Source organism: Pikeienuella piscinae (assembly GCF_011044155.1).
Taxonomy (GTDB): domain Bacteria; phylum Pseudomonadota; class Alphaproteobacteria; order Rhodobacterales; family Rhodobacteraceae; genus Pikeienuella; species Pikeienuella piscinae.
This window is the reverse complement of sequence record NZ_CP049056.1, coordinates 4,018,056-4,041,765: the sequence shown is the minus strand read 5'-3', so window position 1 is coordinate 4,041,765 and position 23,710 is coordinate 4,018,056. Positions and strand designations below refer to the sequence as shown.

Here is a 23,710-nt window from a genome sequence, read left to right as displayed (position 1 = left end):
CGCCAGCCAGATGCCCGCGCTGCGCTCACAGGTGGAACACCATGTTGCCGAAGACGGCGACGGCGATACCCGCCGCCAGCGCCAGGTAAGGTTTCACGCCCGCCCGTCGAATGCTGAGGTCGCGCGACGATACATGAAGGTCGAGCAGCATCTGCTTTGGAAAGACGCCCTTGTCCTGAACGTAATGGCGGAAGGCGAACACCGGCAGGATCAGCGCCGCGGCGATGACGCCCGACATCAGCGTGCCCTCGCCCCAGACATTCGCGCCGGCGCCGAGCAGCAGCGCGTTGACGAAGGAAAGCAGCACCGCGACCGCCATGATCGGTGTCGGGCAGCGCCAGGGCCGTTTCGTCTCGGCGCTGTCGATCCGGTGAATCCAGCCCGCGTTCAGGTTCAGGAAGTTGAAGATCAGGTAACAGCAGTTGGAGACCGCCAGCACGAAGAGGTAATCCGACATCATCAGCAGGATGAGGTTGAAGGCGAAGTCGGTCCACATCGCGTGCGTCGGCGCGCCGTGCTCGTTGGCCCTGCCGAGATAGCGCGGCAGCCAGCCGTCCACCGACCCCTGATAGAGCGTGCGCGAGGACCCCGCCATCGACGTCATCACCGCGAGCAGAAGCGCGAGGATGAGCATGATCACCATCAGCCCGAAGATGAACGAGCCGCCGCCGACCATCCCCGCCATCGCGCCCGCCACCGCGGAGCCGTCGACGATGCCGTCCTGCAACATGCCGTCGACGCCGAGTACGCCCTGAAAGGTCAGCGGAACCAGCGTGTAGACGAGGATGCAGAGCAGCCCGGCGCCCAGGATCGCCTTGCTGGTGTCGGACGCCGGGTTGCGGAATTCCGACGTGTAGCAGATCGCCGTCTCGAAGGCGTAGGCCGACCACGCCGCGATGAAGAGACCGCCGAGGAATAGCGTCCAGCCCGGAATGTCCCAGACCCCTTCGGTCACCGCGCCGTCGGGTCCGAAGGCGAGCGGTTTCAGCGGCAGGAGGTTCGACGCCAGCACATCGCCGGAGATCAGCGGCACGATGCCGACGATCAGCAACGGCACGACCACCGCGATTCCGACGATCATCTGGAATTTCGCCGCCCTGAGCACGCCGCCATGCTGAATGGCGAAAACGGCCAGCAGGATCAGCGCGCCAAGAAGGAAGGTCGCGTCGATCCGCAGCGTCAGGCCCTCTTTCAGCGAGCCGAGATCGAGCAACGTGATCTCCCACGCCCGCACCGCGGAATCCGCGTCGAAGAAGACGGTCAGGATATACCCCGCCGCGAGTCCGCCGCCGATCGCCAGCACCGGCGTCCAGGCCAGCCAGTTGCACCAGACCGAGAGCGGCGCGATCATCTTGCCATAACGCACCCACGCCGCCGCGCCGTAGACCGAGGCGCCGCCGCTCTTCGAGGGGAAAAGCCCCGCGATCTCCGCGTAGACAAAAGCCTGGATGAAGCCGAATGACACCGACAGGATCCAGACGACCCATGACGGGTTGCCGATCGTCGCCGCGATCCCGCCGATCGAAAACAGGACCAGCGCCGGCACCCCGCTCGCCAGCCAGAACGCCTGGCCCCAGCCGATCGCGCGATGAAGCCCCGGCGCTTCTCCCGCACCTGTCGTCGCTTCGTTCAAGCTCATATCATTCCCCTCCCTCGTCGGATTTTCTACCGCTTATGCGGCGTTTGCAGCCCTCTTTCCCGCTGCTCCGGCGGACCGGAACGCCCTGTCGTGATCCAGACTTGGAATCCGCTCGCGCGCCGCCGCGGGCGCCGTCAGATCGAGCGTGGCGCGCACTACGCCGGGCCCGTCGCCACCCTCGGCGACGATGTCGCCCCAGGGGGCGACCACCAGCGAATGGCCGTAGGCTTCCCCGCCGCCGGGCACGTCCCCGACCGCGCAGGGCGAGACCATCCAGGCCAGGTTCTCCACCGCCCGCGCGCGGTTGAGGATATGCCAGTGCGCCTCGCCGGTCTTTTTCGTGAAGGCGGCCGGCGCGGTCAGGATCTCCGCCCCGGCCTGCGCGAGGTCGCGGTAGAGATGCGGAAACCTGAGATCATAACAGATCGTGTGCCCCACGCGGCCGAAGGGCGTCTCCACCACCACCGCCGCATCGCCCGGCGAGACCAGCGCGCTTTCGCGCACCGCCTCCGCCGCGGAAAGCTGGATGTCGAACATGTGGATCTTGTCATAGCGGCTGACGATCGCGCCCGCCGCGTCGAGAACGAAACCCCGGTTCACGATCTTGCCGCCCGGCCCCGTCACCGCGACCGAGCCGACCATCAGCCAGACGCCGCGCTTCGCCGCGAAATCCCTCAGCCCCGCCAGCACCGGATGCTCCGCCTCCGGCGCCGCGGGCGGGCGCAGGGCCGCGCCGTCGCTGGTCAGCCCGCCGCAATATTCCGGGAGCAGAAGGAATTCCGCGCCCGCGGCGACCGCCTCCTCGCCCAGCCCCAGCGCCTCCGCCAGCGCGGTTTCGAAATCCGGCGTGACGCGGGTCTGAAGGCAGGCGATTTCAGCGGTCGGCATCGGTTCGGTCCTTTCGTCAGAACTTCGAATACGCCTTTCGCAGCGTCCCGAGCGGGTGACGGTCGGACATCTGGAACTTCACCAGCAGCTCGCGCGCGAGCATGTCGCGATCCTGCTGGTTGTCGGGCAGTTCGATATGCTCCGGCACCCGGACCCAGCCGTTGATGTTGCGGTCGAACACCGCGGCGGCGCCTTCCTCGTAACCCATGTGGATGTCTTCGAGCCAGTTGAGGTCGTCCCAGCCCATCACCTCGATATATTTCTTCAGAAACGGGGTGATGCGCTCGTAATCGGGGACGAGGTTGACATCATAGCGATAGCCGATGTGCTGGCCGATCTCCTTCTCGCGCTCGGACGCGAGCCCTTTCGCGTCCTTGCGGAACTGGTCGACATCCTCGATTTCGGATCCGCGATATTGCGTTCCCGCCATGGCGGCCTCCTTTCAGAGATGATGATAATCTTCGACGCCGACGGTCATGTTGGTGCCGGCCAGGGGAACCCCCGCCATCGCGCTCGACTCCATCGTGAGCGCCGCGAGGTCCTCGGGCTCCAGCGAGTGGATGTTGGTCTTGCCGCAGGCGCGCGCGAAAAGTTGCGCCTCGATGGTCAGCGTGTGGAGGAAATTGTAGACCCGCTCCGCCGCCGCATCCGGGTCGAGCCGGGCGCGCAGCTTGGGGTCCTGCGTCGCGACGCCGACCGGACAGCGACCGGTATGGCAGTGATAGCAATACCCTGGCTCGACGCCGATCTCCTCCTGGAAGTTCGCTTCCGGAATATCCTTGTTGCAATTGAGAGCCATCATCATCGAATGGCCGAGGGCGATGGCGTCCGCCCCGAGCGCGATCGCCTTCGCGACGTCGGCGCCGTTCCTGATCCCGCCGGCGTAGACCAGCGAAATCTCACCCCGCTTGCCGAGATCGTCGATGGCGCGGCGCGCCTGCCGGATCGCCGCCATGCCGGGAACGCCGGTATCCTCGGTCGCCAGATGCGGCCCGGCCCCGGTGCTGCCCTCCATGCCGTCGATATAGATGCTGTCCGGGTCGCACTTCACCGCCATGCGCACATCGTCATAGACGCGCGCGGCGCCGAGCTTGAGCTGGATCGGAATCTGCCAGTCGGTCGCCTCCCTGATCTCCTGGATCTTCAGCGCCAGATCGTCCGGGCCCAGCCAGTCCGGATGCCGGGCCGGAGAGCGCTGGTCGATCCCGGCCGGCAGGCTCCGCATCTCGGCCACCTGATCGGTCACCTTCTGGCCCATCAAGTGCCCGCCGAGCCCGACCTTGCAGCCCTGCCCGATAAAGAACTCGCACCCGTCCGCCAGCATCAGGTGGTGCGGGTTGAAGCCGTAGCGCGACTGGATGTTCTGATAGAACCATTTGGAGGAATAGCGCCGCTCGTCGGGGATCATCCCGCCCTCGCCCGAGCAGGTCGCCGTCCCCGCCATCGTCGCGCCGCGCGCCAGCGCCGTCTTCGCCTCGTAGGACAGCGCGCCGAAGCTCATGCCCGTCACATAGACCGGAATGTCCAGCTCGATCGGCCGTTTCGCCCGCGGCCCGATCACCGTTTTCGTATCACATTTCTCGCGATAGCCCTCGATGACGAACCGCGTCAGCGTGCCTGGCAGGAAGGTCAGGTCGTCCCAGTGCGGGATTTTCTTGAAGAGCGAGAATCCCCGCATCCGGTAGCGGCCGAGTTCGGCCTTCACATGGATGTCGTCCATCACATGAGGTGGGAAGATGAAGGAATTGCCCAGCCGGTACGTGTCCCGGTTCAGGGGCTTCTTCGTTGGCATGTCGCCGTCAGCCATGGGTGGAGCCTCCTGAGGTCAAAGGATCATTTTCTTTTCGGTGGGTTCGAGATTGTCGTAGTTCCAGAGCATCTTGCCGGAAACGACCTTGGTGAAGTGATCGACGCCGCGCTCGTCGATCAGCCCGTATTGCGTCAGCTTCCGCGTCAGCCAGGCCTTGTCGAGATCGGTCTTTTCCGCCTCGACCGCGTCGACCCCGAGCGACTTGATCTCGCCGCCGACGAAGATCGTGCCGTCATACATGCTGTCGCCGAGATTCTTGCCGGCGTTTCCGCAGACGACCATGCGCCCGCGCTGCATCATGAAGCCCGAAAGCGCGCCGGTGTCGCCGCCGACGATGATCGTGCCGCCCTTCATGTCGATGCCGGTGCGCGAGCCGACCGAGCCGCGACAGACGAGATCGCCGCCGCGAATCGCCGCGCCGAAGGTGGAGCCCGCGTTCTTCTCGATCACCACCGAGCCCGACATCATGTTCTCGCCGCAGGACCAGCCGACCCGGCCGGTGATGCGCACGTTCGGCCCGTCGATCAGGCCGACGCCGAAATAGCCGATCGAGCCTTCGATGATCAGGTTGAGGCGGCTGAGAATGCCGGTCCCGACCGAATGCTTGCCGCGCGGATCCTTCAGGACGATGGTCCCGTAGCCCTCCGCCATCAGGGCGCGGATCTTCCGGTTCACCTCGGTCGTCGTCATCTCGCCGGTGTCGATCTCGGTGCGCTTGTTGAAATCGACCTCGGGCGCCCAGGGATAGGTGAAACGCTCCTCCGCAGCCTCGTCGAACTCGATGAACATGGAGCGGCCGGTCAGCTGCTCCGTGCGCATGCCGAGCGCGGTGACGCGCTCCTCCTGCGTCATCGTCTTCAGTTCAGCGTCGCTCACGCCCGCCATACCCGCACCTCCTCGTCATAGGGATCGGTGGTGTCGATTTCCTGCGGAAGGATGGCGCGGATCGCCACCTCCTCCGAAGCCATGGCGATCATGTCGTCGCTCTCGTAGAGAACGAGCGGCTTCGCCGCCATCGTGTCCTTCGCCATGCCGAGCTGGTCCTTCGTCGCCACCAGATAGGTGAATACGCCGTCGATCTCCTCGATCGACCGGCGGAGACTGTCCTCCAGCTCTACCCCGTTGGCGAGGTTGTGCGCGGTGTAGACCGCCAGCAGCTCCGAGTCGCAATCGGACATGAACCGGTGCCCCCCACGCTCCATCTGCCGGCGCATGTTCCAGTAATTGGTGATCTGGCCGTTATGAACGACGGAGACGTCGTTATAGGGAAAGGCCCAGTAGGGATGCGCGGAGCGGATATCGACATCTGATTCCGTCGCCATCCGCGTGTGGCCGATGCCGTGCGTGCCCTGAAATTCGTTGAGTCCGTAGAGCCCGGCGACATCGGCGGCGTCGCCGAGATCCTTGATCAGCTCCAGCCCGTTGCCCAACGAGAGGATCTCGACGCCTCCGGTCTCCTCGATATGCGCGGCCAGCTTCGCGGTGTCGCCGGCGTGGCTGATGACATAGCGGAGCGCGTATTCGGTCGCGCTCTCCTTCGACTTCACCTCCGCGCCATGCTCGGCGAGGATCTCGTCGACCGCGGCGACCCGGCCCTCGATCAGCTTGTGGGCGCCGCGGCCCCTGGCCATGTCGTCGGCCTCCGCCACCTTGAGGCGCATGACGTAATCGCCCTCGACCGGCGCGCCGTAAACCGCATAACCGGTGCTGTCAGGCCCACGATGCTTCAACGCCTGCAGCATCGCGGTCATCTCACCGCCGACATTGGAACTCTTGCCTTTGTGAATTAGTCCAGCGATTCCGCACATTCAGGTTGCGCCTCCCATCAGGTTTGGGGACCGGACGGCGCGGGTTCGCGCCGCCGCAAAGCTTCCGATCAGGGCAGACATTCCATGTAGGTGTCCTTGTCCCAGTCGGTGACGGTGGACATGAAGCGCGCCCACTCGTCGGATTTGTACTCGTGATAGAGCCGGTACATCTCGCCCGGCATGCCGCGCTGGACGACCTCGTCCTTCTCCAGCGCCTCCAGCGCCTCGCCAAGCGACATCGGCAGTTTCTTGACGATCTTGCCCTGCTCCATCGCCTCGTAGATGTTCCGCTCCTCCGGCGCGCCGGGGTCGATCTTGTTATCGATCCCGTCATCGGCGGCCGCGAGGATCGTCGAGCCCATGATGTAGGGGTTCACCATGCTGTCGACCGAACGGTATTCGAACCGGCCGGGCGCGGAGACCCGGAGTCCGGTGGTGCGGTTCTGGAACCCCCAGTCCGCGAAGACCGGCGCCCAGAAACCCGTGTCCCAGAGCCGGCGATAGGAGTTCACCGTCGAACACCCGATCGCCGTGAGCGCCCTCAGGTGATGGACAATGCCGCCAATCGCGTCGAGCCCGGCCTTCTGCGGCATCTGCGGGTCGTCGCCGTCGGGCATGAAGGTGTTGTCGCCGCCCTTCACATACATGTAATTCTCACGCGCGCCCGGCAGGCTGTCCGGGTCGTTCCCGCACTTGACGAACTCATCCTCGCCGCCGCGCCAGAGCGACATGTTGTGATGGCAGCCGGAGGCCGAGACGCCCATGAACGGTTTCGACATGAAGCAGGCGAAGATGCCGTTCTCGCGCGCCACCTGCGCGCAGATCTGGCGATAGGTCGTGAGCCTGTCGGCGTTGCGCAGCACATCGTCGAACATCCAGTTGAGTTCGAGCTGGCCCGGCGCGTCCTCATGGTCGCCCTGGATCATGTCGAGGCCCATCTTCCGGGCGTAGCGGATCACCTGGAGGGAAACCGGGCGCAGGCTTTCGAACTGGTCGATATGATAGCAGAAGGGCTTCGAATAACCGTCTCGCGGTTTGCCGTTCTCATCGAACTTGAGCCACATCATCTCCGGCTCGGTGCCGATGCGAAGGCTGAGGCCCTTGTGCTTTTCCTTGAACTGCTCGTGCAGCCGGCGAAGGTTGCCGCGGCAATCCGCGGTCAGATAGCCGCCCGGATTCTCCTTTTCCTCACGATTGCGGAAAAGCGTGCAGTAAAAGCGCCCGATTTCCGGCGCCCAGGGCAGCTGCATGAAGGTTTCCGGCTCCGGCACGCCGATCAGCTCCGCCGCCTCAGGCCCGTAGCCCAGGTATTCGCCCGCCCGGTTGGTGAAGAGGTTCATCGTCGCGCCATAGACGAGCTGAAAGCCCTTTTTTGCGACGCTCTCCCAATGGTCGGAGGGGATGCCCTTGCCCATGATCTTGCCGGTGACGGACACGAACTGCAGGTAGAGATATTCGATGCCGAGCTCGTCGATCTTCGCGCGAACCGCCTTTATCTTCTCGTCGCGCCCCTCGGCCTCCACGAAACGTTCGATATCCGTCGCCATGTCTCACAATCTCCTTCTCTCTCTGTCGTCGCGTCCGCCCTCTGGCGGGGCGGTTCGTCTTTGGCCGGCGGTCAGCTCCAGGGATAGGGGCTGTGCGACACCGGGTGCAGTTCGCCCTTGGCGAAGCGGCCGAAGCGGAAAGGCTCCAGCAAATCCTGCTTTTCACCCATCACCTCGTCGGCGATCAGGTGGCCGACGCCGATCATCTTCCAGCCGTGGTTCGAGTCGGCGATGATCGACACATTGTCGTGGTAATGATCGAATACGGGGAAGCTGTCCGGCGTGAAGCAGCCGATACCGCCGGAAGGTTCGCGATGATATTTCGGCATCGTCCCCTCGAAACGCTCATGGCAATGCGCCAGCGCGCTGACCCACATATGGGCGAATTCCTGCGAGGAGACGAATTCCGGGCTCGACGGCCCATAGGGGTCGATCGACACATCGTCCACCGGGGTCTCGACCTTGTAGGGCGACGCGCCGCCCTGAACGCCGCCGAAATGCCAATCCGGCTTGTAATAGATGCCCCACATCTCATCGGTGATCAGCGAACCGTCGACGACCGAGTGCAGCGGCGCGTCGGTGTCGACATGGATGACCGGGGGCACGTTTCCGTCATTGTCCGAAAGCACTTCCGGCGCGACTTTCAGAACGCCTTCCTCGAGCTGCCAGTAGCGCCACATGTCGACGCCCCTGACGACCTCGCCGTCCGGCTGGCGGATGTCGATCTGCTTGGGAAGGCCGAGCATCGACCAGAAGTCCCGCACCCAGGGGCCGGCGCCGATGATGACGTGATCGCACCCGATCGCGCCCTTCGATGTCTCGACCCTGGAGATCGCGGACGAACCGCTCTCTGAGGTGAAGCCCTTCACCTCGACGCCGCTGGCGATGCGGACGCCCAGCGCCTCGACCTTCTTCGCCAGCCCGTACAACGCCTTCGTGTTGTTCGAATAGCCGCCGCGCTTTTCATGCAGGACCGATGTGATCCCCTGCGCCCGCCAGTCGGCGAAGAGGCCGCGCATGTATTGCGTCGATTCCCGCTCGCCCTCGATGAAGACGCTTTCGTAGCCGATCTCGCGCTGCTGTTCGAAGATCGTCGAGACGTCTTCGCGCATCGATTCGCAAGAGATCTGCATATAGCCGACCGGGTGGTAGCTCAGCCCTTCCGGGTCGCTCTCCCAGACACCCACCGAATGCGCCATCAGCTTGCGCATCGCCGGCTGGAAATAATTGTTCCTGACCACGCCGCAGGCGATGCCGGAGGCGCCGGATGCGATGCCGGACTTGTCGATGACGACGACCCGCCCTTCCGCGCTTTCGCCCTTCTCGGTGAGCCGCTGCGCCAGCCGCCAGGCGGTCGAAAGACCGTGGATGCCGGCGCCGATGATCAGGTATTCGACATGCTGCGGTAGCGGCATCGGCGCCTCTCTTCTTGTCGGCCCTCAAGGAGCCAACTGGTTCGGGACGCGAACATGGTTTCGCGACAATTCACCACTTGGCAAGAATTTTCGTACCAAAACCGCAAAATTGGTGGACGAACGCTAAAGTTGGTATATTATTGGTATATAAATTGCGGCGGAGCGTCATGGCGAAAGCAGCGAACAAAAAGGGCGCCGCGGAGATCGCGTCACGACTCAAGCGGGCGATTCTCGGCGGCGAGCTGATCGAGAACGAGCGCCTGCCGGCGGAGCGGGCGCTGGCCGAGGCGCACGACGTCTCGCGCGGGACGATCCGCGAGGCGCTGAGCCGGCTCTCGAAAGAGGGGCTGGTGAGCATACGGCGCGGCAGCGGCGCCTATGTCACCTACGTCGCGCCGTCCGACGACGCCCCTCTTCCCATCGAGGACGCGCGGCCGCTGGAGTTGATGGACGCGCGCTTCGCGCTGGAGCCGCATATCTGCCGGCTCTCGGTCCTGCACGCCACGCAGGCCGATTTCGCAACGCTGGAGACGCTGCTCAACCTGATGGAGGGGGCGGTCGACGACCCGACGGTTTTCGCCGAAACGGACGCGGAGTTTCACTCCGCTCTCGCCCGCTCTTCCGGCAACAGCCTTCTGACCGGCATCCTCCAGCAGATGAAATCGGTCAGGGGCCTCGGCGAATGGGCGCGAATGCGCCAGCTGACGCTGAACCGCGAGACGATCCGGAAATACAATATCGAGCACCGGAGGATCGTGAACGCCCTTCGCGCGCGCGAGCCCGAGCGCGCCGCGATGCTGATGAAGGATCATCTGGAGACCGCGCGGCTCAGCCTCACCCGCGCCGCCGCGACGTGAGGCCGCTCAGGGCTGCGCGGCGGACTGGAGCCAGTTGATGTAGACCCGCTCGGCCATCGCCGCGAACGCCGCCATCCGCGCCTCGCAATCGCGTTGCAGGATCGCGACGCCCTCGTCGCCCAGCGCCGCCTTCAATGACGCCGCATAGGTCGGGATCGCCGCCCAGTTCGCGACGGTGTCGTCCTCGATCTCGACATGGAACTGCACCGTATGCGCCCGGTTTCCCCAACGCATCGCCTGCACCGCGCAATCGGGCGAGGTCGCGGCGCAGAACGCGCCCGCCGGCATCGTCTTCACCTCGGCGCCATGCCATTGAAGCGCCGGGAAAACCTCCGGCAGACCGTCGAACAGGACACCCGTCGCACCCTCCTCCGTCAGCCGCACGTCGCAGACGCCGATCTCCGGGCGCGCCGCCTTGCCGACCGTCCCGCCCAGCGCTTCGGCGAGCAGCTGATGGCCGAGGCAAAGGCCGAGATAGGGCATCCCGCGCTCCGCCACCGCCTCGCGGATCAGCGCCTTTTCCGCGGCCAGCCAGGGGTGCGCGTCCTCCTCCCAGACATCCATCGGCCCGCCCATCACCCAGAGCGCGTCGAACCCGTCGAGCGGCGGCGGCGTCTCGCCCGCGTTCAGTTCCACCGGGGTCCAGCTATGGCCGTCCTCGGCGAGGAATTCGCGAAAGCGGCCGGGATGCTCTTCGCGCGCGTGCATAAGGACGAGAATGTTCATGCCGGGCTCTCCCATCGATTCGGCTCCGCGTTTCTAGATCGCTTTCCCGCAGCGGCGCATCAAGCCCTTCTCACTTGAGCCGGAGCGGCAGCCCGGCGGCGATGAACTCGACCCGGTCGGCGGCGGCGGCGACGCGCTGGTTGAGCCGACCCTGCGCGTCGCGGAACCGGCGCGAGAGCGGCTCCATCGGCACGAGGCCCATGCCGACCTCGTTCGAGACCAGGATGACCGGCGCCGACGCCGCGCCGAGCACCGCGACCAGCGCCGCGGCCTCGACCGTCTCGTCGCGCCCGGCCGCCATCAGGTTGGAGAGCCAGAGCGTCAGGCAGTCGATCACCAGCGTGCGCCCCGACGCCGCCCGGATCGCGCCGACCAGGTCGAGCGGCGCCTCGACAAGCGCCCAGTCCGCGCCACGCTCCGCCCGATGCCGCGCGATCCGTTCGACCATCTCCGCGTCATCCGCCGCCGCCGCCGCCGTCGCCACGAACGTCCGGGGCGGGGCGGCGAGCGCCAGCGCGCGCGCCGATTTCCCCGAGCGCGCGCCGCCGAGGAGGAGCGTGATCTCAGCCATCGGCGCGCAGCGAAAGGTCGATCGGCGTCGCGAAAGGCACCTTGTCGGCGAAGGCTTCGGCGAAGCTCAGGCCGCGCTGGATCATCATCGCCGCGCGGATCGGCCCGGCATGGGTGACGAAGCAGCCGCCCGGCGGCGCCTCCAGCAGCGCTGCGCCGATTCGCGAATGAACCATCGAGAAACTCTCACCCGACGGCGGCGCCAGGTCCCAGGGGTTCTCCGCCCACGGGTCGCTTTCGGCGCGGTCGATATCGGCCCAGAACTCTCCCTCCCATCGGCCGAAATTCATTTCGAGCAGCCGCTCGTCATACTCCAGCCGTCGGCCCGTCGCCTTCGCCAGCGCCTCTGCCAGCCCGCGCACGCGCCAGGCCGGGCTGGCGACGATGTATTCGAAAGCCGGCGGCGCCGCGCAGGCCGCCGCGATCTCGGCCTCCGCGCCGGGGGCGAGCCCGACATTCCAGCGCCCGTAGCACAGCCCCGGCGCGGCGTCGGTTTTCGGATGGCGATAGAAGATCATGCCGCGGCCCCCGCCAGAATGAGAAGAACGGCGATCTCGCCGAATTGTTCGGCGGCGCCCAGCCCGTCGCCGGTATAGCCGCCGAGCCGCCGGTTCAGCCAGAACAGCCAGACCCGCGCGACGGCAAGCGCCGCGCAGACCCCCAGCACGCCCGGCGCCCCCGCCAGCAGCCCGACCGCGAGCGCGATGGCGGCGGCGATCGCCGCCTCGCCCCATGTCGCGCCCCGCTCCCAGCCGCCGGCGCCCTGCGGGCGGGCGTAGGAACCGGCCGCGAGGATCAGCACGATCCCGCCCCGCCCCGCCGCGGCCGCGACCAGCAGCGCCACCGCCCCCGCCCAGGGCGCCAGCGCCGAGAGCGCCGCGACGCGGACGCCGATCGAGAAAATCAGCCCGAGCGCGCCATAGGTCCCGATCCGGCTGTCGCGCATGATCTCCAGCTTCTGCTCGCGCGTCCAGCCGCCGCCGAGCCCGTCGCAGCAATCCGCGAGCCCGTCCTCGTGCAACCCGCCGGTCAGCAGCGCCGAGGCCGCGAGCGCCAGAAGCGCGGCCGCATGCGCCGGCAGGACCGCCGCCGCCGCCAGCCAGACGCAGGCCGCGATCCCGCCGACCAGCAGGCCAACGGCGGGAAAATACCGGCTGGCGCGGGCCAGCAGGTCCGATTCATGGCCATGCCCCGCGGGCGCCGGCAGCCGGGTCAGAAAGGTCTGCGCGGTGAGATAGAGCCGCCATTCGCGCCGCGCGCGTTCCATCCTAGCCCTCCTTGCCGGAAATTCCCGCGCTCTCGAAGGTCGCCATCTCCGCCAGCATCGCCGCGGCGGCCTTCAGCAGCGGCAAGGCCAGCAGCGCGCCCGACCCCTCGCCGAGCCGGAGCCCGAGATCGAGCAGCGGCGCGGCGCCGAGTCGGTCCAGCATCAGATCGTGGCCGGCCTCCGCGCTTCGATGCGCGAAGATCACATGCGCCGCCGCCTCGGGGCGCGCTTCGAGCGCGACCAGCGCCGCCGCCGTCGCGATATAGCCGTCGACCAGAACCGCCGCGCGCGCGGAAGAAGCGCCGATCAGCGCCCCCGCCATCGCCGCGATCTCCAACCCGCCGAAGGCTCTGAGCGCGTCAAACGGCGAAAGCCGCCCGGGCCGCCGGGCGGCGACGGCGCGCAGCACCTTGAGCTTGCGCGCGACGCCGGCCTCGTCCAGTCCCGCCCCGGCGCCGGTCAGCCCGTCGAGCGGCAATCCGGCGACGGCGTGCGCCAGAAGCGCCCCGGAAGAGGTGTTGCCGATCCCCATCTCGCCGAGCGCGACGATCCCGGCGCCCTTCTCCACCTCCGCGACCGCGGCGCGCGCGCCGAAATCGAGCGCGGCGGCGACCTCGTCCGCGGTCAGCGCGTCCTGGCGGAGCGCGTTGCGGGCGCCGGCGCGAATCCCCGCGCGCGAAAGCGCCGGGTGATCCGGCGGCGCGCTGGCGATCCCGCAATCGAGAATCCGGATCGAAGCCCCTACGCTCCGCGCAAAGACATTCGCCGCGGCGCCGCCGGCCATGAAATTGAGAACCATCTGCAACGTGACCTCGGACGGCCAGGCCGAAACCCCCTCGGCGACCAGCCCGTGATCGGCTGCGCAAAGCAGCAGCGCGGCCGACGCGTCCGGCGCCGCGCGCCCCTGCGCCAGCGCCAGTTGCAGCGCCAGCGTCTCGATCCGGCCGAGCGAGCCCGGCGGCTTGGTTTTCGCGTCGATCGCCGCGAGGACGCGCGCCCGCAGCGCCTCCGACACGGCCGGGATGGTGAATTCTTCGAGCACGGCGCCGCCCCTCCCTGCAACTCCGGCGGTGATGGCCGAGAATCGCCGCGAGGGAAAGCCGCGCGGCTGTTCTTTCCAAGCCCGAGCGGGTATGCGCCACGCATGACCACGCGCCGCCCCCTCCCGCCGAGCCGCCCGACCGGCGACCCCGCCTGATGTTCGCGGGCTGGGAGGTCGGCGCCCTCGACGCCGCGCTCATCGCGCTGATCTTCTGCTTCGCAGGCGTGGTGAAGGGCGCGACCGGCTTCGGGCTGCCGCTGACCACCATCGCGCTGACGCCGCTCGTGGTGCCGTTTGACCTGGCGCTGGCGCTCAACACCATCGTCGCGCCGCTCGCCAATATCGCCCAGGTTGTGGCGGCGGGCGAGATCGGGCGCAGCCTCCGGCTCTGCGCGCCGGCGATCGCCGGGATGGCGCTGACGGTGTTCGTCGCGGCCCGACTCGTCGCCGCCGCCGGCCCGACGGCGCTCGGCGTCGCGATGGGGACGCTGCTGATCGCTGTCCCGGCGCTCTCGATGATCGGGCCGCGCTTCCGGACGCCCGTCGCCGCCGCCGCGCCGGTCGGTTTCGCGGCCGGACTAGCGGGCGGCGTGGCCGGCGCCGCCTTCACCGCGCCCGGCCCGATCTTCGCGCTTTATTTCACCAGCCTCGGGCTCGACCGGCGATTCTTCGTTTCAGCCATGGGGGTGACGGCGATCGCGGCTGGTGTGCTGATCTCCGGCGCCTTCTGGTCCAGCGGCATCCTCGACGGACCGCGCGCGCTGATGAGCGCGCTGGCGGCGGCGCCGGCGTTGATCGGCATGTGGGGCGGCGACCGGATCGGCCGGCGCCTGCCACTGGAGACTTTCCGGCGGCTGATCCTCGCCATGCTCATCGGTCTCGGGTTGAACTACTTCTGGCGGGCGTTCGGATGATCGGCCGGAACGGCGAGGGCCGAACGAAGGCGGGCTCCGTCCGCTTCATCGTGATCCTGGCGACGATCAGCGCGCTCGGACCGTTCTCTCTCGACATGTATCTGCCGGCGATGCCCGCGATGGCCGACGCGCTGGAGGCGAACCCGTCGCTTCTGCAGATGACCATCACCGGCTACCTGATCGGCGTCGCGGTCGGGCCGCTCTTCCTCGGCCCGCTTTCCGACGCCTGGGGGCGGATCCGGGCGCAGACGCTGTTTCTCCTGCTCTACGCGGTGATGAGCGTGGCCTGCGCGCTGGCCCCAAACGCCGAGGCGCTGATCGGCTTTCGCATCGCCCAGGCGGTGGCGGCGGGGGCGGCGATGACCTCGTCGCGGGCCATGCTCTCGGACGTGTTCGCGGGTGACGCGCTCAGCCGCGCGACCTCCCTGATGATGACGATCTTCACCCTCGGGCCGGTGCTGGCGCCGATGCTCGGGGCGTGGATCCTGATCTTTGCGGGCTGGCGCGGCATCTTCGGCGCGCTGGTCGTCCTCAGCCTCGCGGCCTGCCTGCTGATGCGACTCCTACCGGAAACGCTGCCGCCGGAGCGCCGGCGCCCCTACGCCGCCCGCGCGGTCGTCCAGGGCTACGTCGGCATCATGCGCCAGCCCGCAGCGCGGCGCTATCTCGGCTCGACCTTCTCCTTCGCCTTCATGTTCTTCGGCATGCTCGCCGCCAGCCCGTTCATCTTCATCGACCATTTCGGCATGAGCCCGCAAGGCTTCGGCTATCTCTTCGCCTCGATCTCGGCCGCCGCGCTCGGCGGCAACATCCTGAATGCGCGGCTGGTTTTCCGCTTCGGGTATGAACGCATGCTGGCGGGCGCAACCGTCGCGCTCGGCTGCGTCGGCGCCGCGATGGCGCTGATCGTGGCGACCGGCGCCGGCGGGCTCTGGGGCGTCTACGCCGGGATGCTCCTGCTGATGGCGATCTTCCACATCTCGATCGCCAACACCCTCGCCGGGGTGATGCGGATCGCGGCGGACCGGGCCGGCGCCGCCTCCGCCGCGCTTGCGTTCTGGCGCTTTCTCGGCGGCGCGCTCGGCACCGTCACGGTCGGGGCCTTCAACACCAGCCATCCCTGGCCGCTGGCGCTGGCGATCTGCGTCGCCGCCGTCGGCGCGGCCGCGGCGCTCACCCTCTGGCGGGCAGGCGCGCCAGACGCTCGGTGAGGAGCGCGTAAAAACCCGCCGCGTCGACATCGCGAATGAAGGTCGCGTTCGCCTTGCGGTCGGTCACGCCCCACCAGTCCACCACCGTCGCGCCGCGGGTGAGGGGCGAGGCGAGCTCGATCTCGACATTCACATGCCGGCCCGAGAACAGCCCGGGCCGGAGCAGATAGGCGATCACGCAGGGGTCGTGCAGCGGCGCGCCCTCGATCCCGTATTTCACGCGGTCGTGACGCTCGAAGAAATCCGTGAGGCCAGCAACCGCGTCGCCGACCGGCGTGCCGAGCGCGCGAAACGCGGTGACGCGGGCGCGCGTCGTCAGCGCCCCGTGGGTGCAGTCGAGCGGCAGGATCGTCACCGGCGCGCCGCACTTGAGAACGATATCCGCCGCCTCCGGATCGACATAGATGTTGAACTCGGCCGAAGGGGTGACGTTGCCCTGCTCGAAATACCCCCCGCCCATCAGCACGATCCCGGCCAGCCGCCCGGCGATCTCCGGCGCCTGCCGCAGCGCCAGCGCGATATTGGTCAGCGGGCCGAGCGGGCAGAGCGTGACCGCGCCCTCGGCCTCCCGCCGCACCGTCTCGACGATGAAATCGGCGGCATGACCGGGTTGGAGCGGCATTTTCGGCGCCGGCAGATCGGCGCCGTCGAGGCCGGACTTGCCGTGCACGTTCTCCGCCGTCACCAGGTCGCGCGCCAGCGGCCGGTCCGCGCCGGCGAAGACCCGCATGTCCGCCCGCCCGGCCAGTTCGCAGATCTTGCGCGCGTTCAGCGTGGTCAGGTCGAGCGGAACATTGCCGGCGACGCAGGTGACGCCGAGAACCTCCAACTCCGGCGAGGCGAGCGCCAGCAGGATCGCCACCGCGTCGTCCTGCCCCGGGTCGGTGTCGATGACGACCTTCACGCCGCCGCGCCCACTCCAAAGACGGCCCTGGCGAATTTCGGATAGGGGTTGGCGATGGCTTCCGCGATCTCGCCCCGGATCAGCGCGAGGTCCGCCGCCGGGGGCGTCTCCGTCTCCGGCGTCGTCTCGCCGGTGTCGAAATCGAAGCCGGTCTGGTCGCGCACCTCCTCGACCGTCACGCCGGGATGCACGCTTTCCAGCCGGAAGCGCGCCCGGTCGCGATCGAAACGCATGACGCAGAGGTTGGTCACCAGCGCATAGGGCCCGCCGGGGCGATGAACGCCGGGGGCCGAGACGCCCGGCGCGGAGATGAAATCGACCGTCTCCGGAAAGACCCGGCGCGAATGCTCAAGCCGGAAGAGGATGACCCGCGGGACGAGAAAATAGAGATAGGCGGAGCCGAACGCCCCGGACCAGCGCACATCCATCTGCGGATAGGCGCCGACGCCATGCAGGTTGATGTTCGCTCGCCCGTCGATCTGGCCGCCGGAAAGGAAAAACGCGTCAAGACGCCCCTGCCCGGCCTGATCGAACAGCTCGACCCCGCCGTCGCAGCGATAGGCCGGAAGGTCCGAGCCGATGATCGAGACCCGCCCCCCGCCGCGCTTCGCCGCCAGCATCGCCGCCGCGCCGGGGATCGGCGAGAGCACGCCGCAGGCGATATGACCGGACCCGTCCAGAAGCCCGGCGATGGCGTGGATCAGCCGCTCCTCGATCCTGACGTCGCTCATTCCGCCGCCGCCGCCGGCGTCCGGCCGAACACCTCCGCCGCGAGATAATCGGCGAAATCCGCCTCGTCCCGGGCGCGTTTCGCGTAGGAAGCGACATGCGCCTCGTCCGCCGCGTAGCGCCCCGGCGCTGCGGCGGGCCGGGCGCCGCCCGGCGCGGCGGCCAGCCCCGCGACATAGAGCCCGCCGATCAAGTTCGCCGCCGTCGCTTCATCTTCGCGCAGATCATGATCGACGATCTCCTCCACCGTGACCAGCGTTTGGCGCGCGGCGTGCGCCATGGTCTTGAACTCATGCCGCCCGCCGACGAAGACATTGCCAAAACGATCCGCCCGGTCAGCGTGGATCAGCGCGAAATCCGGCCGGATCGGCGCCAGCAGGACGACGGGATCCTCCCCGTCCGAGAACGGATTGTCGATCACCCGCCAGTCGGGCCGCCGCGCCAGCAGGTCGGAGCCGAGAACCCCCCGGATCGGCGCGAAGGGCTGGCCCTTCTCGCCGGCCTGAAGCGCGGCGTAGACCGCCGGGCAGGTCGCGTCCCTGATCTCCACCGCGCCCGATTTCACCGCCGAGGCGAAACGCGGCGCCGGACCGAACTCGCCCAGCGAAACGCCCGAGGTCTCCACCAGCCTGACCGCGCCGGCCCCGATCAGAAGATCGGCGATCAGCCCGGCGGTCGGCACGGTGACGAGATGGAGATTCCGCGCCCCGCGCCGGATCAGCGCGCGCGCGAGCGCGAAGGGCGACGAGGGCTCCTTCGCGATGGCGATCGACGCGCCATCGGGAACGAGCCGGGCGAGATCGTCGGGCGAATCGAAAAAGGGTGTCTTGGCTGTCATGGCGGCGCCTCCTCGGCCGATCATGCGACGACGGCCGGCGCGGTCAAGGGGCGCGGGCTCGTCGGGCTCCCGCCGGGAGCCGCTCCTCGCCCGCCCGGCCCGCGTTCCGCGCGCCGGAAGGCGGCGGATTCCCTCGGCTGGACATGTCCGAATCCGGCGCCATTTCTCCATCAGGGATGCTAACGAAGGCTTCCCTCGCGCGCCGCTGGCGTTCAGGGCAGTCGCGACAGCCGCGCCGATGACAAAGGAGACGTGATGAACCGCGCGATCAAGGGGACGAAAAACGCGATCGAGGGCACGAAGACGGTGCTGCGGGCCGACGCTGCGCCCGGCATCGTGCTGATGTTCGCCGCCGTCGCGGCGCTCATCGCCAGCAACTCGCCGTTTTTCGCGGCCTATTACGACTTCATCTACGCCCCGGTCGTGGTGAAGATCGACGCGCTGGAGATCGCCAAGCCGGCGCTGCTCTGGATCAATGACGGGCTGATGGCGATCTTCTTCTTCCATGTCGGGCTGGAAATCAAACGCGAGATGCTCGCCGGCGAGCTTTCGAGTTTCGACAAGGCGGCGCTGCCGGCGCTCGCCGCGCTTGGCGGCATGGCGGGGCCGGCGCTGATCTATGTCGCGATCAACTGGGGCGGCGATCCGGCGGCGCTGGACGGCTGGGCGATCCCTGCGGCGACCGACATCGCCTTCGCGCTCGGCGTCCTCGCGCTGGTCGGCACGCGCGCGCCGGTGGCGCTCAAGACGCTCCTCCTCGCGCTGGCGATCATCGACGATCTCGGCGCGATCGTCATCATCGCCTTTTTCTACACCGCCGGCCTTTCGACTCCCGCGCTGCTGCTTACGGGGCTCGCGCTGATTCTCGCCTTCGGGCTCAACCGGCTCGGGGTTAAGAACCTCGCGCCCTATGTCATCATCGGCGTCTTCATGTGGGTCTGCGTGCTGAAATCCGGCGTGCACGCGACGCTGGCCGGGGTGTTGATCGCGCTCTGCGTCCCGCTCACGGCCGATGACGGCTCATCGCCGCTGAAGCGGGCGGAGCACGGGCTCGCGCCCTGGGTCTCCTATCTTGTGCTGCCGCTCTTCGCTTTCGGCAACGCCGGTGTCGCGCTCGGCGGGCTGTCGCTCGGCGCCGTGGCGGCGCCGGTGCCGCTCGGCATCGCGCTCGGGCTCATTCTCGGCAAGCAGATCGGGGTGATGGGCGCCGCCTACGCCGCGGTGCGGTTCGGGCTCGCGTCGCTGCCGCAGGGGGTGAACTGGCGGCAGCTCTACGGCCTCTCCTGTCTCGCCGGGATCGGCTTCACCATGAGCCTCTTCATCGGCTCGCTCGCGTTTTCCGACGCGGACACGATGGACGAGGTGAAGGTCGGCGTCCTGATCGGCTCCCTCGTCTCCGGGCTGCTCGGCTACGCGCTCCTTCGCGTCTTCTGCCCCAGGCCGGAGCGAAGGACGGCCCCGGCTGCGTAAGACGCAAGGCGCGCCCGGGCGCCGTCGGAAGTGCGGCGGCGGCCACCCCCCCCGCCCCGTCATGGCTTCGCGCCGCGCCCGCCCTGGCGGACGGCCGCGCCCGCATCGCTCAATCTCGGGTTGGACGGGAAAATGCGCCGCTGATGCGTGGATGACGCGGCGCGCGTCTATGCGATCCTCCGCTCAAGCCGCCGCCTTCTCGCCACCGACGAGGCCGACGATGTCGAACATGATCCGGTTGAGGTCGAAATCCTTCGGCGTATAAACTCGTGCGACCCCCATCTGTCTGAGCGCGGCGGCGTCCTCCTCCGGAATAATGCCGCCGACCACGACGGGCGTGGCGCGCCCCGCCTCGCGCAGCCGGCTCATGACCTCCCCGATCAGCGGCAGATGTGAGCCCGAAAGGATCGAGAGGCCGATGACATGCGCGCCTTCCGCCTCCGCCCGCGCGACGATCTCTTCCGGGGTCATCCGGATGCCCTCATAGGTCACGTCCATGCCGGAGTCGCGCGCCCGCACCGCGATCTGCTCGGCGCCGTTCGAATGCCCGTCCAGTCCCGGCTTGCCGACGACGAATTTCAGCCTGCCGCCGAGCCGGGCGGAGGCCGCCGCCACCGCCTCCCTGATCTCCTCCAGCCCTTCGGCGGCGTTGGAAACCGCCTTGCCGACGCCGGTCGGCGCCCGGTATTCGCCGAACTCCGCCCGGATCGCGAAGCCCCATTCGCCGGTCGTCACCCCGGCCTTCGCGCAGGCGATCGAGGGCGGCATGATGTTCCGCCCCTCCCGCGCCGCCGCGCGCAATTCCGCCAACGCCGCGCGCACCGCCGCGTCGTCGCGCGCCGCGCGCCAGTCCGCCAGCCGGGCGATCTGCTCGGCCTCGACCGCCGGATCGACGGTCAGAACCCCGCCCTCGCCGGCCGTCAGCGGCGACGCCTCGGTCGTCTCGTAGCGGTTGACGCCCACAACCGTCGTCTCGCCCCGCTCGATCCGGCCCAGCCGCGCGGTGTTGGCGTCCACCAGGGCCGCCTTCATGTAGTCGATGCAGGCGACCGCGCCGCCCATGCCGTCGATGGTCGCCAACTCGTCCCGCGCCCCGGCCTTCAGCGCCTCGACCTTGGCCTCCACCGCCGGATTGCCGTCGAAAAGATCGTCGAATTCCAGCAGGTCCGTCTCATAGGCGAGGATCTGCTGCATCCTGAGCGACCATTGCTGATCCCAGGGCCGCGGCAGGCCCAGCGCCTCGTTCCAGGCCGGCAGTTGCACCGCCCGCGCCCGCGCGCGCTTGGAAAGCGTCACCGCCAGCGTTTCCAGCAATATCCGGTAGACGTTGTTCTCCGGCTGCTGCTCGGTCAGCCCCAGCGAATTGACCTGAACGCCGTAACGGAACCGCCGGTAGCGCGCCTCCTCGACGCCGTAGCGCTCACGGCAGATTTCATCCCAGAGATCGCAGAACGCCCGCATCTTGCACATCTCGGTCACGAACCGGATGCCGGCGTTCACGAAGAAGGAGACCCGCCCGACCACCTTCGGAAAATCCTCATCCGAAACCGCCTTGCGCGCCTTCACCGTGTCCAGAACCGCGATGGCGGTGGCCAGCGCGAAGGCCAGCTCCTGCGCCGGCGTCGCCCCCGCCTCCTGCAGGTGATAGGAGCAGACATTCATCGGGTTCCATTTCGGCGCGTTGGCGTAAGTCCAGGCGGCGATGTCGGAGATCAGCCGCAGCGACGGCTCCGGCGGAAAGACGTATGTTCCGCGGCTCAGATACTCCTTGATGATGTCGTTCTGAACCGTCCCGGTCAGCTTCGAGACATCCGCCCCCTGCTCCTCCGCCGCCGCGACATAGAGCGCAAGCAGCCACGCCGCCGTCGCGTTGATCGTCATCGAGGTGTTCATCTCCTCGATCGGGATCTGGTCAAAGAGCGCCCGCATGTCGCCGAGATGGGAGATCGGAACCCCGACCTTGCCGACCTCGCCCCGCGCCAGCACATGATCACTGTCATAGCCGGTCTGCGTCGGCAGATCGAAAGCCACCGAAAGCCCGGTCTGTCCCTTCTCCAGATTGCCCCGATAGAGCGCATTGGAGGCCGCCGCCGTCGAATGCCCGGCATAGGTGCGAAACAGCCAGGGCCGGTCGGCGGCGCGGTCACTTGGGCGGTCGGACATTCACGGCCTCGCGAGTCGGATCATGTTGCGCTGCGGCAAAAATACCCGCGCAAGATTATTTCGCAAGAGCCGATATGGACTTTGAGATTGTGACCCGGCGGCGCGGTCCCGCCCCAGTGGGCCCGGACATGTGCTTGCGCCCTGGCGAGGGCGAAGCCGGGGCAGAAAATGCGCTCGCGACAGGGTGATGTCCGTCTGAACGGAGGCCCATCATCCAGGAGCCCGGGACGAAGCTCGGCCGCTGCGCGGACAAAGCCGACGAAGTCCGATCTCCTCGGAGCGGGTCAAGAACATATGAGTTTGGAAACCCCCGCATGGCAGCGAAGAGCCCGAACCAACAGACTGAACAGTTTCAGCGAGCGTCGAATGAGTTATCCGCCCTCGCTAGGGTATCGTGACCTCTCCTTCCCAGCGGGTCCGATACTTGCCGCCCTCGGCGACCGCGCCCTCGGCCAGGTAGGTTCCCGAACCGGTCATGCCATTGTATCGCCCGGTGCCGGCCAGGACGGTCCATTCGCCTATGGGCATGTACCCCGCCGTCGTCCGGCTTGCCCGATCGATTTCGGTCGCGCGGTAGCGCAGCATCCAGGTATCACTCGCCTCGCCGAACACGCAGACCCCATTCGCCTCGCGAATGGACTTGTTCCAATAGCCGCCGCCGCGGCACTCGATCCTCCCTGCGGGGATCGGGCCGGACACCGCCTCGTATTCTCCCACCATAGTGGCGGTCCACCAACCGGCGGCGGGAACCGGGTTCCACTGTTCATAATCGGGCCGATAGGTATGCGTGCCCGAAAACAGTTCTCCTGCGGATACCGGACCTGCGGCCAAGGCGAACAAAACCGCGAGACTTGCTGGTTTCACGGGTCCCCTCCCTCTGAATGCGCGTACGCTAACTGATTGGGAGCAACCAGCAAAGCAAAATAGCCGTCACGGGCCGGAGGGCCGATTGAGACGCTTGTTCGATCAGGAATTTTCGATCAGGAATTTCGTTTTCGCAATTTCCTGAATTCAATTCGCGGGTACGGACGTCTGGTATGGTACTGTCGGACAACTCCGATTCGACCGCCAGGCTTTCAATAAGCCCATGCCACAACATTCAATTCAAAAACGGTCGCTTCTGACGGGAGCTGAAGCTCAGCGGAGATCACCGACAGTCCGGTGGCCGGAACCGTTGGCCAAACCCTTACGGGTTTCGTCACCTTCATGACCGTTTCACATACTCGAAGCCGACATTCCGAAAACTCCGTGTCGATTTCGGTGGCCGGCGCCACGACGCGTTCGCGCTGAAAACGCCCCCGTTTGTCCTTCCGACCCGTTCGGAAATGGATGGCGACAGATTGCGCCGGACACCGAATCCGATTGATCGTTCGAGACCGGACGGAACCCCGCGCCGCCTCTGCGGGTTATGCGGACATGTCCCCGAACGGGACCAAGCATGAAGGAGGAACGGCATGAAACGCACCGCAATCGCCCTGGCGTTCACCGCCGGCTTCGCCGCGCCCGCCCTCGCTGCGGATGAGATGAAGAACGACGTGAGTTGCCAGGAATACATGGACATGGGGTCCGAGGACCGGATGACCGCCATCGAGGCCATGCACGAAGAGAGGATGGAAAGCGCGACCGCGAGTTCGTCCTCTTCGAGCAGCGCGTCCTCGGACGGCGAACTGACCTCCGAGGATCTCTCGGCGTCGGCCGAGGCCGCCTGCGTCGCCAACCCGCACATGACCGTCGGCGAGGCCATGATGCGCCCGGACAAGTAACCGGCTCTGCCCCGGCGGCGGGCCGGTTCCCGCCGCCGGACGGTCGACCGCGACGGCGCAATCCTGTCCTCAGGGCCGCGCCGCGCGACGTTCCGGAACGCGCCTCCGCATGGTTACTCAAACATGAACTTTCCAATCCTCTTTTGATC

The 23,710-nt window shown here is 67.5% G+C and carries 23 protein-coding genes; 5 read left to right on the top strand and 18 right to left on the bottom strand.

The window, feature by feature from the left end:
• Positions 1–25 precede the first annotated feature (25 nt).
• From G5B40_RS19235 to G5B40_RS19200, 8 genes are all read right to left on the bottom strand, one after another.
• On the bottom strand, positions 26–1,639 hold the full coding sequence (locus G5B40_RS19235; RefSeq protein ID WP_165102218.1) for a trimethylamine N-oxide permease: 1,614 nt from the start codon (positions 1,637–1,639) through the stop codon (positions 26–28).
• A 33-nt stretch (positions 1,640–1,672) separates the two neighbouring features.
• Positions 1,673–2,527, bottom strand: coding sequence for a carbon-nitrogen hydrolase family protein (locus G5B40_RS19230; protein ID WP_165102216.1), 855 nt, complete (start codon positions 2,525–2,527; stop codon positions 1,673–1,675).
• A 16-nt stretch (positions 2,528–2,543) separates the two neighbouring features.
• Positions 2,544–2,957 carry a hypothetical protein gene (locus G5B40_RS19225; protein WP_165102214.1) on the bottom strand — a complete coding sequence of 138 codons (414 nt, stop codon included), beginning with the start codon at positions 2,955–2,957 and terminating at the stop codon, positions 2,544–2,546.
• Positions 2,958–2,969: 12 nt separating this feature from the next.
• Positions 2,970–4,334 carry an FMN-binding glutamate synthase family protein gene (locus G5B40_RS19220; protein WP_165102212.1) on the bottom strand — a complete coding sequence of 455 codons (1,365 nt, stop codon included), beginning with the start codon at positions 4,332–4,334 and terminating at the stop codon, positions 2,970–2,972.
• A gap of 18 nt (positions 4,335–4,352) precedes the next feature.
• Entirely contained in the window at positions 4,353–5,222 is an 870-nt protein-coding gene (locus G5B40_RS19215; RefSeq protein WP_165102210.1) for a GltB/FmdC/FwdC-like GXGXG domain-containing protein, read from the bottom strand.
• Positions 5,210–6,145, bottom strand: coding sequence for a class II glutamine amidotransferase domain-containing protein (locus G5B40_RS19210; RefSeq protein ID WP_165102208.1), 936 nt, complete (start codon positions 6,143–6,145; stop codon positions 5,210–5,212). Before G5B40_RS19210 ends, G5B40_RS19215 begins: the two co-directional genes overlap by 13 nt.
• A gap of 68 nt (positions 6,146–6,213) precedes the next feature.
• Positions 6,214–7,692 carry a glutamine synthetase family protein gene (locus G5B40_RS19205; RefSeq protein WP_165102207.1) on the bottom strand — a complete coding sequence of 493 codons (1,479 nt, stop codon included), beginning with the start codon at positions 7,690–7,692 and terminating at the stop codon, positions 6,214–6,216.
• Between the two features lie 71 nt (positions 7,693–7,763).
• Entirely contained in the window at positions 7,764–9,107 is a 1,344-nt protein-coding gene (locus G5B40_RS19200) for an NAD(P)/FAD-dependent oxidoreductase (protein ID WP_165102205.1), read from the bottom strand.
• A gap of 167 nt (positions 9,108–9,274) precedes the next feature.
• Between G5B40_RS19200 and G5B40_RS19195 the strand changes: the two genes are divergently transcribed.
• Positions 9,275–9,964, top strand: coding sequence for a FadR/GntR family transcriptional regulator (locus G5B40_RS19195; protein ID WP_165102203.1), 690 nt, complete (start codon positions 9,275–9,277; stop codon positions 9,962–9,964).
• A gap of 6 nt (positions 9,965–9,970) precedes the next feature.
• On the opposite strand, the gene G5B40_RS19190 is transcribed toward G5B40_RS19195, so the two are convergent.
• The 5 genes from G5B40_RS19190 to cobT form a co-directional block, all read right to left on the bottom strand.
• The gene (locus G5B40_RS19190) at positions 9,971–10,690 is read right to left on the bottom strand and encodes a type 1 glutamine amidotransferase (RefSeq protein WP_165102201.1); all 720 of its coding nucleotides are present in this window, start codon (positions 10,688–10,690) and stop codon (positions 9,971–9,973) included.
• A 70-nt stretch (positions 10,691–10,760) separates the two neighbouring features.
• A complete protein-coding gene (gene cobU, locus G5B40_RS19185; RefSeq protein WP_165102199.1) occupies positions 10,761–11,261 on the bottom strand; it encodes a bifunctional adenosylcobinamide kinase/adenosylcobinamide-phosphate guanylyltransferase in 501 nt (166 codons plus the stop codon).
• Positions 11,254–11,778, bottom strand: coding sequence for a histidine phosphatase family protein (locus G5B40_RS19180; RefSeq protein WP_165102197.1), 525 nt, complete (start codon positions 11,776–11,778; stop codon positions 11,254–11,256). Before G5B40_RS19180 ends, cobU begins: the two co-directional genes overlap by 8 nt.
• Positions 11,775–12,527: an adenosylcobinamide-GDP ribazoletransferase gene (gene cobS / locus G5B40_RS19175; protein WP_165102195.1), complete on the bottom strand. Its 753-nt coding sequence runs from the start codon at positions 12,525–12,527 to the stop codon at positions 11,775–11,777. Before cobS ends, G5B40_RS19180 begins: the two co-directional genes overlap by 4 nt.
• A gap of 1 nt (position 12,528) precedes the next feature.
• The gene (gene cobT / locus G5B40_RS19170; RefSeq protein WP_165102193.1) at positions 12,529–13,569 is read right to left on the bottom strand and encodes a nicotinate-nucleotide--dimethylbenzimidazole phosphoribosyltransferase; all 1,041 of its coding nucleotides are present in this window, start codon (positions 13,567–13,569) and stop codon (positions 12,529–12,531) included.
• 155 nt (positions 13,570–13,724) lie between these two features.
• Here cobT and G5B40_RS19165 point away from each other — a divergent pair, with 155 nt between their 5' ends.
• The gene (locus tag G5B40_RS19165; protein WP_165102191.1) at positions 13,725–14,483 is read left to right on the top strand and encodes a sulfite exporter TauE/SafE family protein; all 759 of its coding nucleotides are present in this window, start codon (positions 13,725–13,727) and stop codon (positions 14,481–14,483) included.
• A complete protein-coding gene (locus tag G5B40_RS19160; RefSeq protein ID WP_165102189.1) occupies positions 14,480–15,694 on the top strand; it encodes a multidrug effflux MFS transporter in 1,215 nt (404 codons plus the stop codon). Before G5B40_RS19165 ends, G5B40_RS19160 begins: the two co-directional genes overlap by 4 nt.
• Here G5B40_RS19160 and G5B40_RS19155 read toward each other — a convergent pair.
• The 3 genes from G5B40_RS19155 to G5B40_RS19145 are packed head-to-tail and all read right to left on the bottom strand — an operon-like array spanning position 15,657 to position 18,165.
• The gene (locus G5B40_RS19155) at positions 15,657–16,598 is read right to left on the bottom strand and encodes a nucleoside hydrolase (protein WP_165102187.1); all 942 of its coding nucleotides are present in this window, start codon (positions 16,596–16,598) and stop codon (positions 15,657–15,659) included. The genes G5B40_RS19160 and G5B40_RS19155 overlap by 38 nt on opposite strands.
• The gene (locus G5B40_RS19150) at positions 16,595–17,329 is read right to left on the bottom strand and encodes a CoA-transferase (RefSeq protein WP_165102185.1); all 735 of its coding nucleotides are present in this window, start codon (positions 17,327–17,329) and stop codon (positions 16,595–16,597) included. Before G5B40_RS19150 ends, G5B40_RS19155 begins: the two co-directional genes overlap by 4 nt.
• Entirely contained in the window at positions 17,326–18,165 is an 840-nt protein-coding gene (locus G5B40_RS19145; RefSeq protein ID WP_165102183.1) for a CoA transferase subunit A, read from the bottom strand. Before G5B40_RS19145 ends, G5B40_RS19150 begins: the two co-directional genes overlap by 4 nt.
• A 255-nt stretch (positions 18,166–18,420) precedes the next feature.
• On the opposite strand from G5B40_RS19145, the gene nhaA reads away from it, so the two are divergent.
• A complete protein-coding gene (nhaA, locus tag G5B40_RS19140) occupies positions 18,421–19,635 on the top strand; it encodes a Na+/H+ antiporter NhaA (protein ID WP_165102181.1) in 1,215 nt (404 codons plus the stop codon).
• Between the two features lie 183 nt (positions 19,636–19,818).
• Here nhaA and G5B40_RS19135 read toward each other — a convergent pair whose 3' ends face one another.
• Positions 19,819–21,798 (bottom strand): protein meaA, encoded by a 1,980-nt coding sequence (locus G5B40_RS19135; protein WP_165102178.1) that lies wholly within the window; start codon positions 21,796–21,798, stop codon positions 19,819–19,821.
• Between the two features lie 384 nt (positions 21,799–22,182).
• Positions 22,183–22,662, bottom strand: coding sequence for a hypothetical protein (locus G5B40_RS19130; RefSeq protein ID WP_165102176.1), 480 nt, complete (start codon positions 22,660–22,662; stop codon positions 22,183–22,185).
• Between the two features lie 590 nt (positions 22,663–23,252).
• Between G5B40_RS19130 and G5B40_RS19125 the strand changes: the two genes are divergently transcribed.
• Entirely contained in the window at positions 23,253–23,561 is a 309-nt protein-coding gene (locus G5B40_RS19125) for a hypothetical protein (protein ID WP_165102173.1), read from the top strand.
• The last annotated feature ends 149 nt before the right edge of the window (positions 23,562–23,710 follow it).

What these genes read in the sequence shown, in the direction of transcription:
- G5B40_RS19235 (WP_165102218.1), bottom strand. Translation starts at nt 1,639, where the DNA reads ATGAGCTTGAACGAAGCGACGACAGGTGCGGGAGAAGCGCCGGGGCTT.
- G5B40_RS19230 (WP_165102216.1), bottom strand. Translation starts at nt 2,527, where the DNA reads ATGCCGACCGCTGAAATCGCCTGCCTTCAGACCCGCGTCACGCCGGAT.
- G5B40_RS19225 (WP_165102214.1), bottom strand. Translation starts at nt 2,957, where the DNA reads ATGGCGGGAACGCAATATCGCGGATCCGAAATCGAGGATGTCGACCAG.
- G5B40_RS19220 (WP_165102212.1), bottom strand. Translation starts at nt 4,334, where the DNA reads ATGGCTGACGGCGACATGCCAACGAAGAAGCCCCTGAACCGGGACACG.
- G5B40_RS19215 (WP_165102210.1), bottom strand. Translation starts at nt 5,222, where the DNA reads ATGGCGGGCGTGAGCGACGCTGAACTGAAGACGATGACGCAGGAGGAG.
- G5B40_RS19210 (WP_165102208.1), bottom strand. Translation starts at nt 6,145, where the DNA reads ATGTGCGGAATCGCTGGACTAATTCACAAAGGCAAGAGTTCCAATGTC.
- G5B40_RS19205 (WP_165102207.1), bottom strand. Translation starts at nt 7,692, where the DNA reads ATGGCGACGGATATCGAACGTTTCGTGGAGGCCGAGGGGCGCGACGAG.
- G5B40_RS19200 (WP_165102205.1), bottom strand. Translation starts at nt 9,107, where the DNA reads ATGCCGCTACCGCAGCATGTCGAATACCTGATCATCGGCGCCGGCATC.
- G5B40_RS19195 (WP_165102203.1), top strand. Translation starts at nt 9,275, where the DNA reads ATGGCGAAAGCAGCGAACAAAAAGGGCGCCGCGGAGATCGCGTCACGA.
- G5B40_RS19190 (WP_165102201.1), bottom strand. Translation starts at nt 10,690, where the DNA reads ATGAACATTCTCGTCCTTATGCACGCGCGCGAAGAGCATCCCGGCCGC.
- cobU (WP_165102199.1), bottom strand. Translation starts at nt 11,261, where the DNA reads ATGGCTGAGATCACGCTCCTCCTCGGCGGCGCGCGCTCGGGGAAATCG.
- G5B40_RS19180 (WP_165102197.1), bottom strand. Translation starts at nt 11,778, where the DNA reads ATGATCTTCTATCGCCATCCGAAAACCGACGCCGCGCCGGGGCTGTGC.
- cobS (WP_165102195.1), bottom strand. Translation starts at nt 12,527, where the DNA reads ATGGAACGCGCGCGGCGCGAATGGCGGCTCTATCTCACCGCGCAGACC.
- G5B40_RS19165 (WP_165102191.1), top strand. Translation starts at nt 13,725, where the DNA reads ATGTTCGCGGGCTGGGAGGTCGGCGCCCTCGACGCCGCGCTCATCGCG.
- G5B40_RS19160 (WP_165102189.1), top strand. Translation starts at nt 14,480, where the DNA reads ATGATCGGCCGGAACGGCGAGGGCCGAACGAAGGCGGGCTCCGTCCGC.
- G5B40_RS19150 (WP_165102185.1), bottom strand. Translation starts at nt 17,329, where the DNA reads ATGAGCGACGTCAGGATCGAGGAGCGGCTGATCCACGCCATCGCCGGG.
- G5B40_RS19145 (WP_165102183.1), bottom strand. Translation starts at nt 18,165, where the DNA reads ATGACAGCCAAGACACCCTTTTTCGATTCGCCCGACGATCTCGCCCGG.
- nhaA (WP_165102181.1), top strand. Translation starts at nt 18,421, where the DNA reads ATGAACCGCGCGATCAAGGGGACGAAAAACGCGATCGAGGGCACGAAG.
- G5B40_RS19135 (WP_165102178.1), bottom strand. Translation starts at nt 21,798, where the DNA reads ATGTCCGACCGCCCAAGTGACCGCGCCGCCGACCGGCCCTGGCTGTTT.
- G5B40_RS19125 (WP_165102173.1), top strand. Translation starts at nt 23,253, where the DNA reads ATGAAACGCACCGCAATCGCCCTGGCGTTCACCGCCGGCTTCGCCGCG.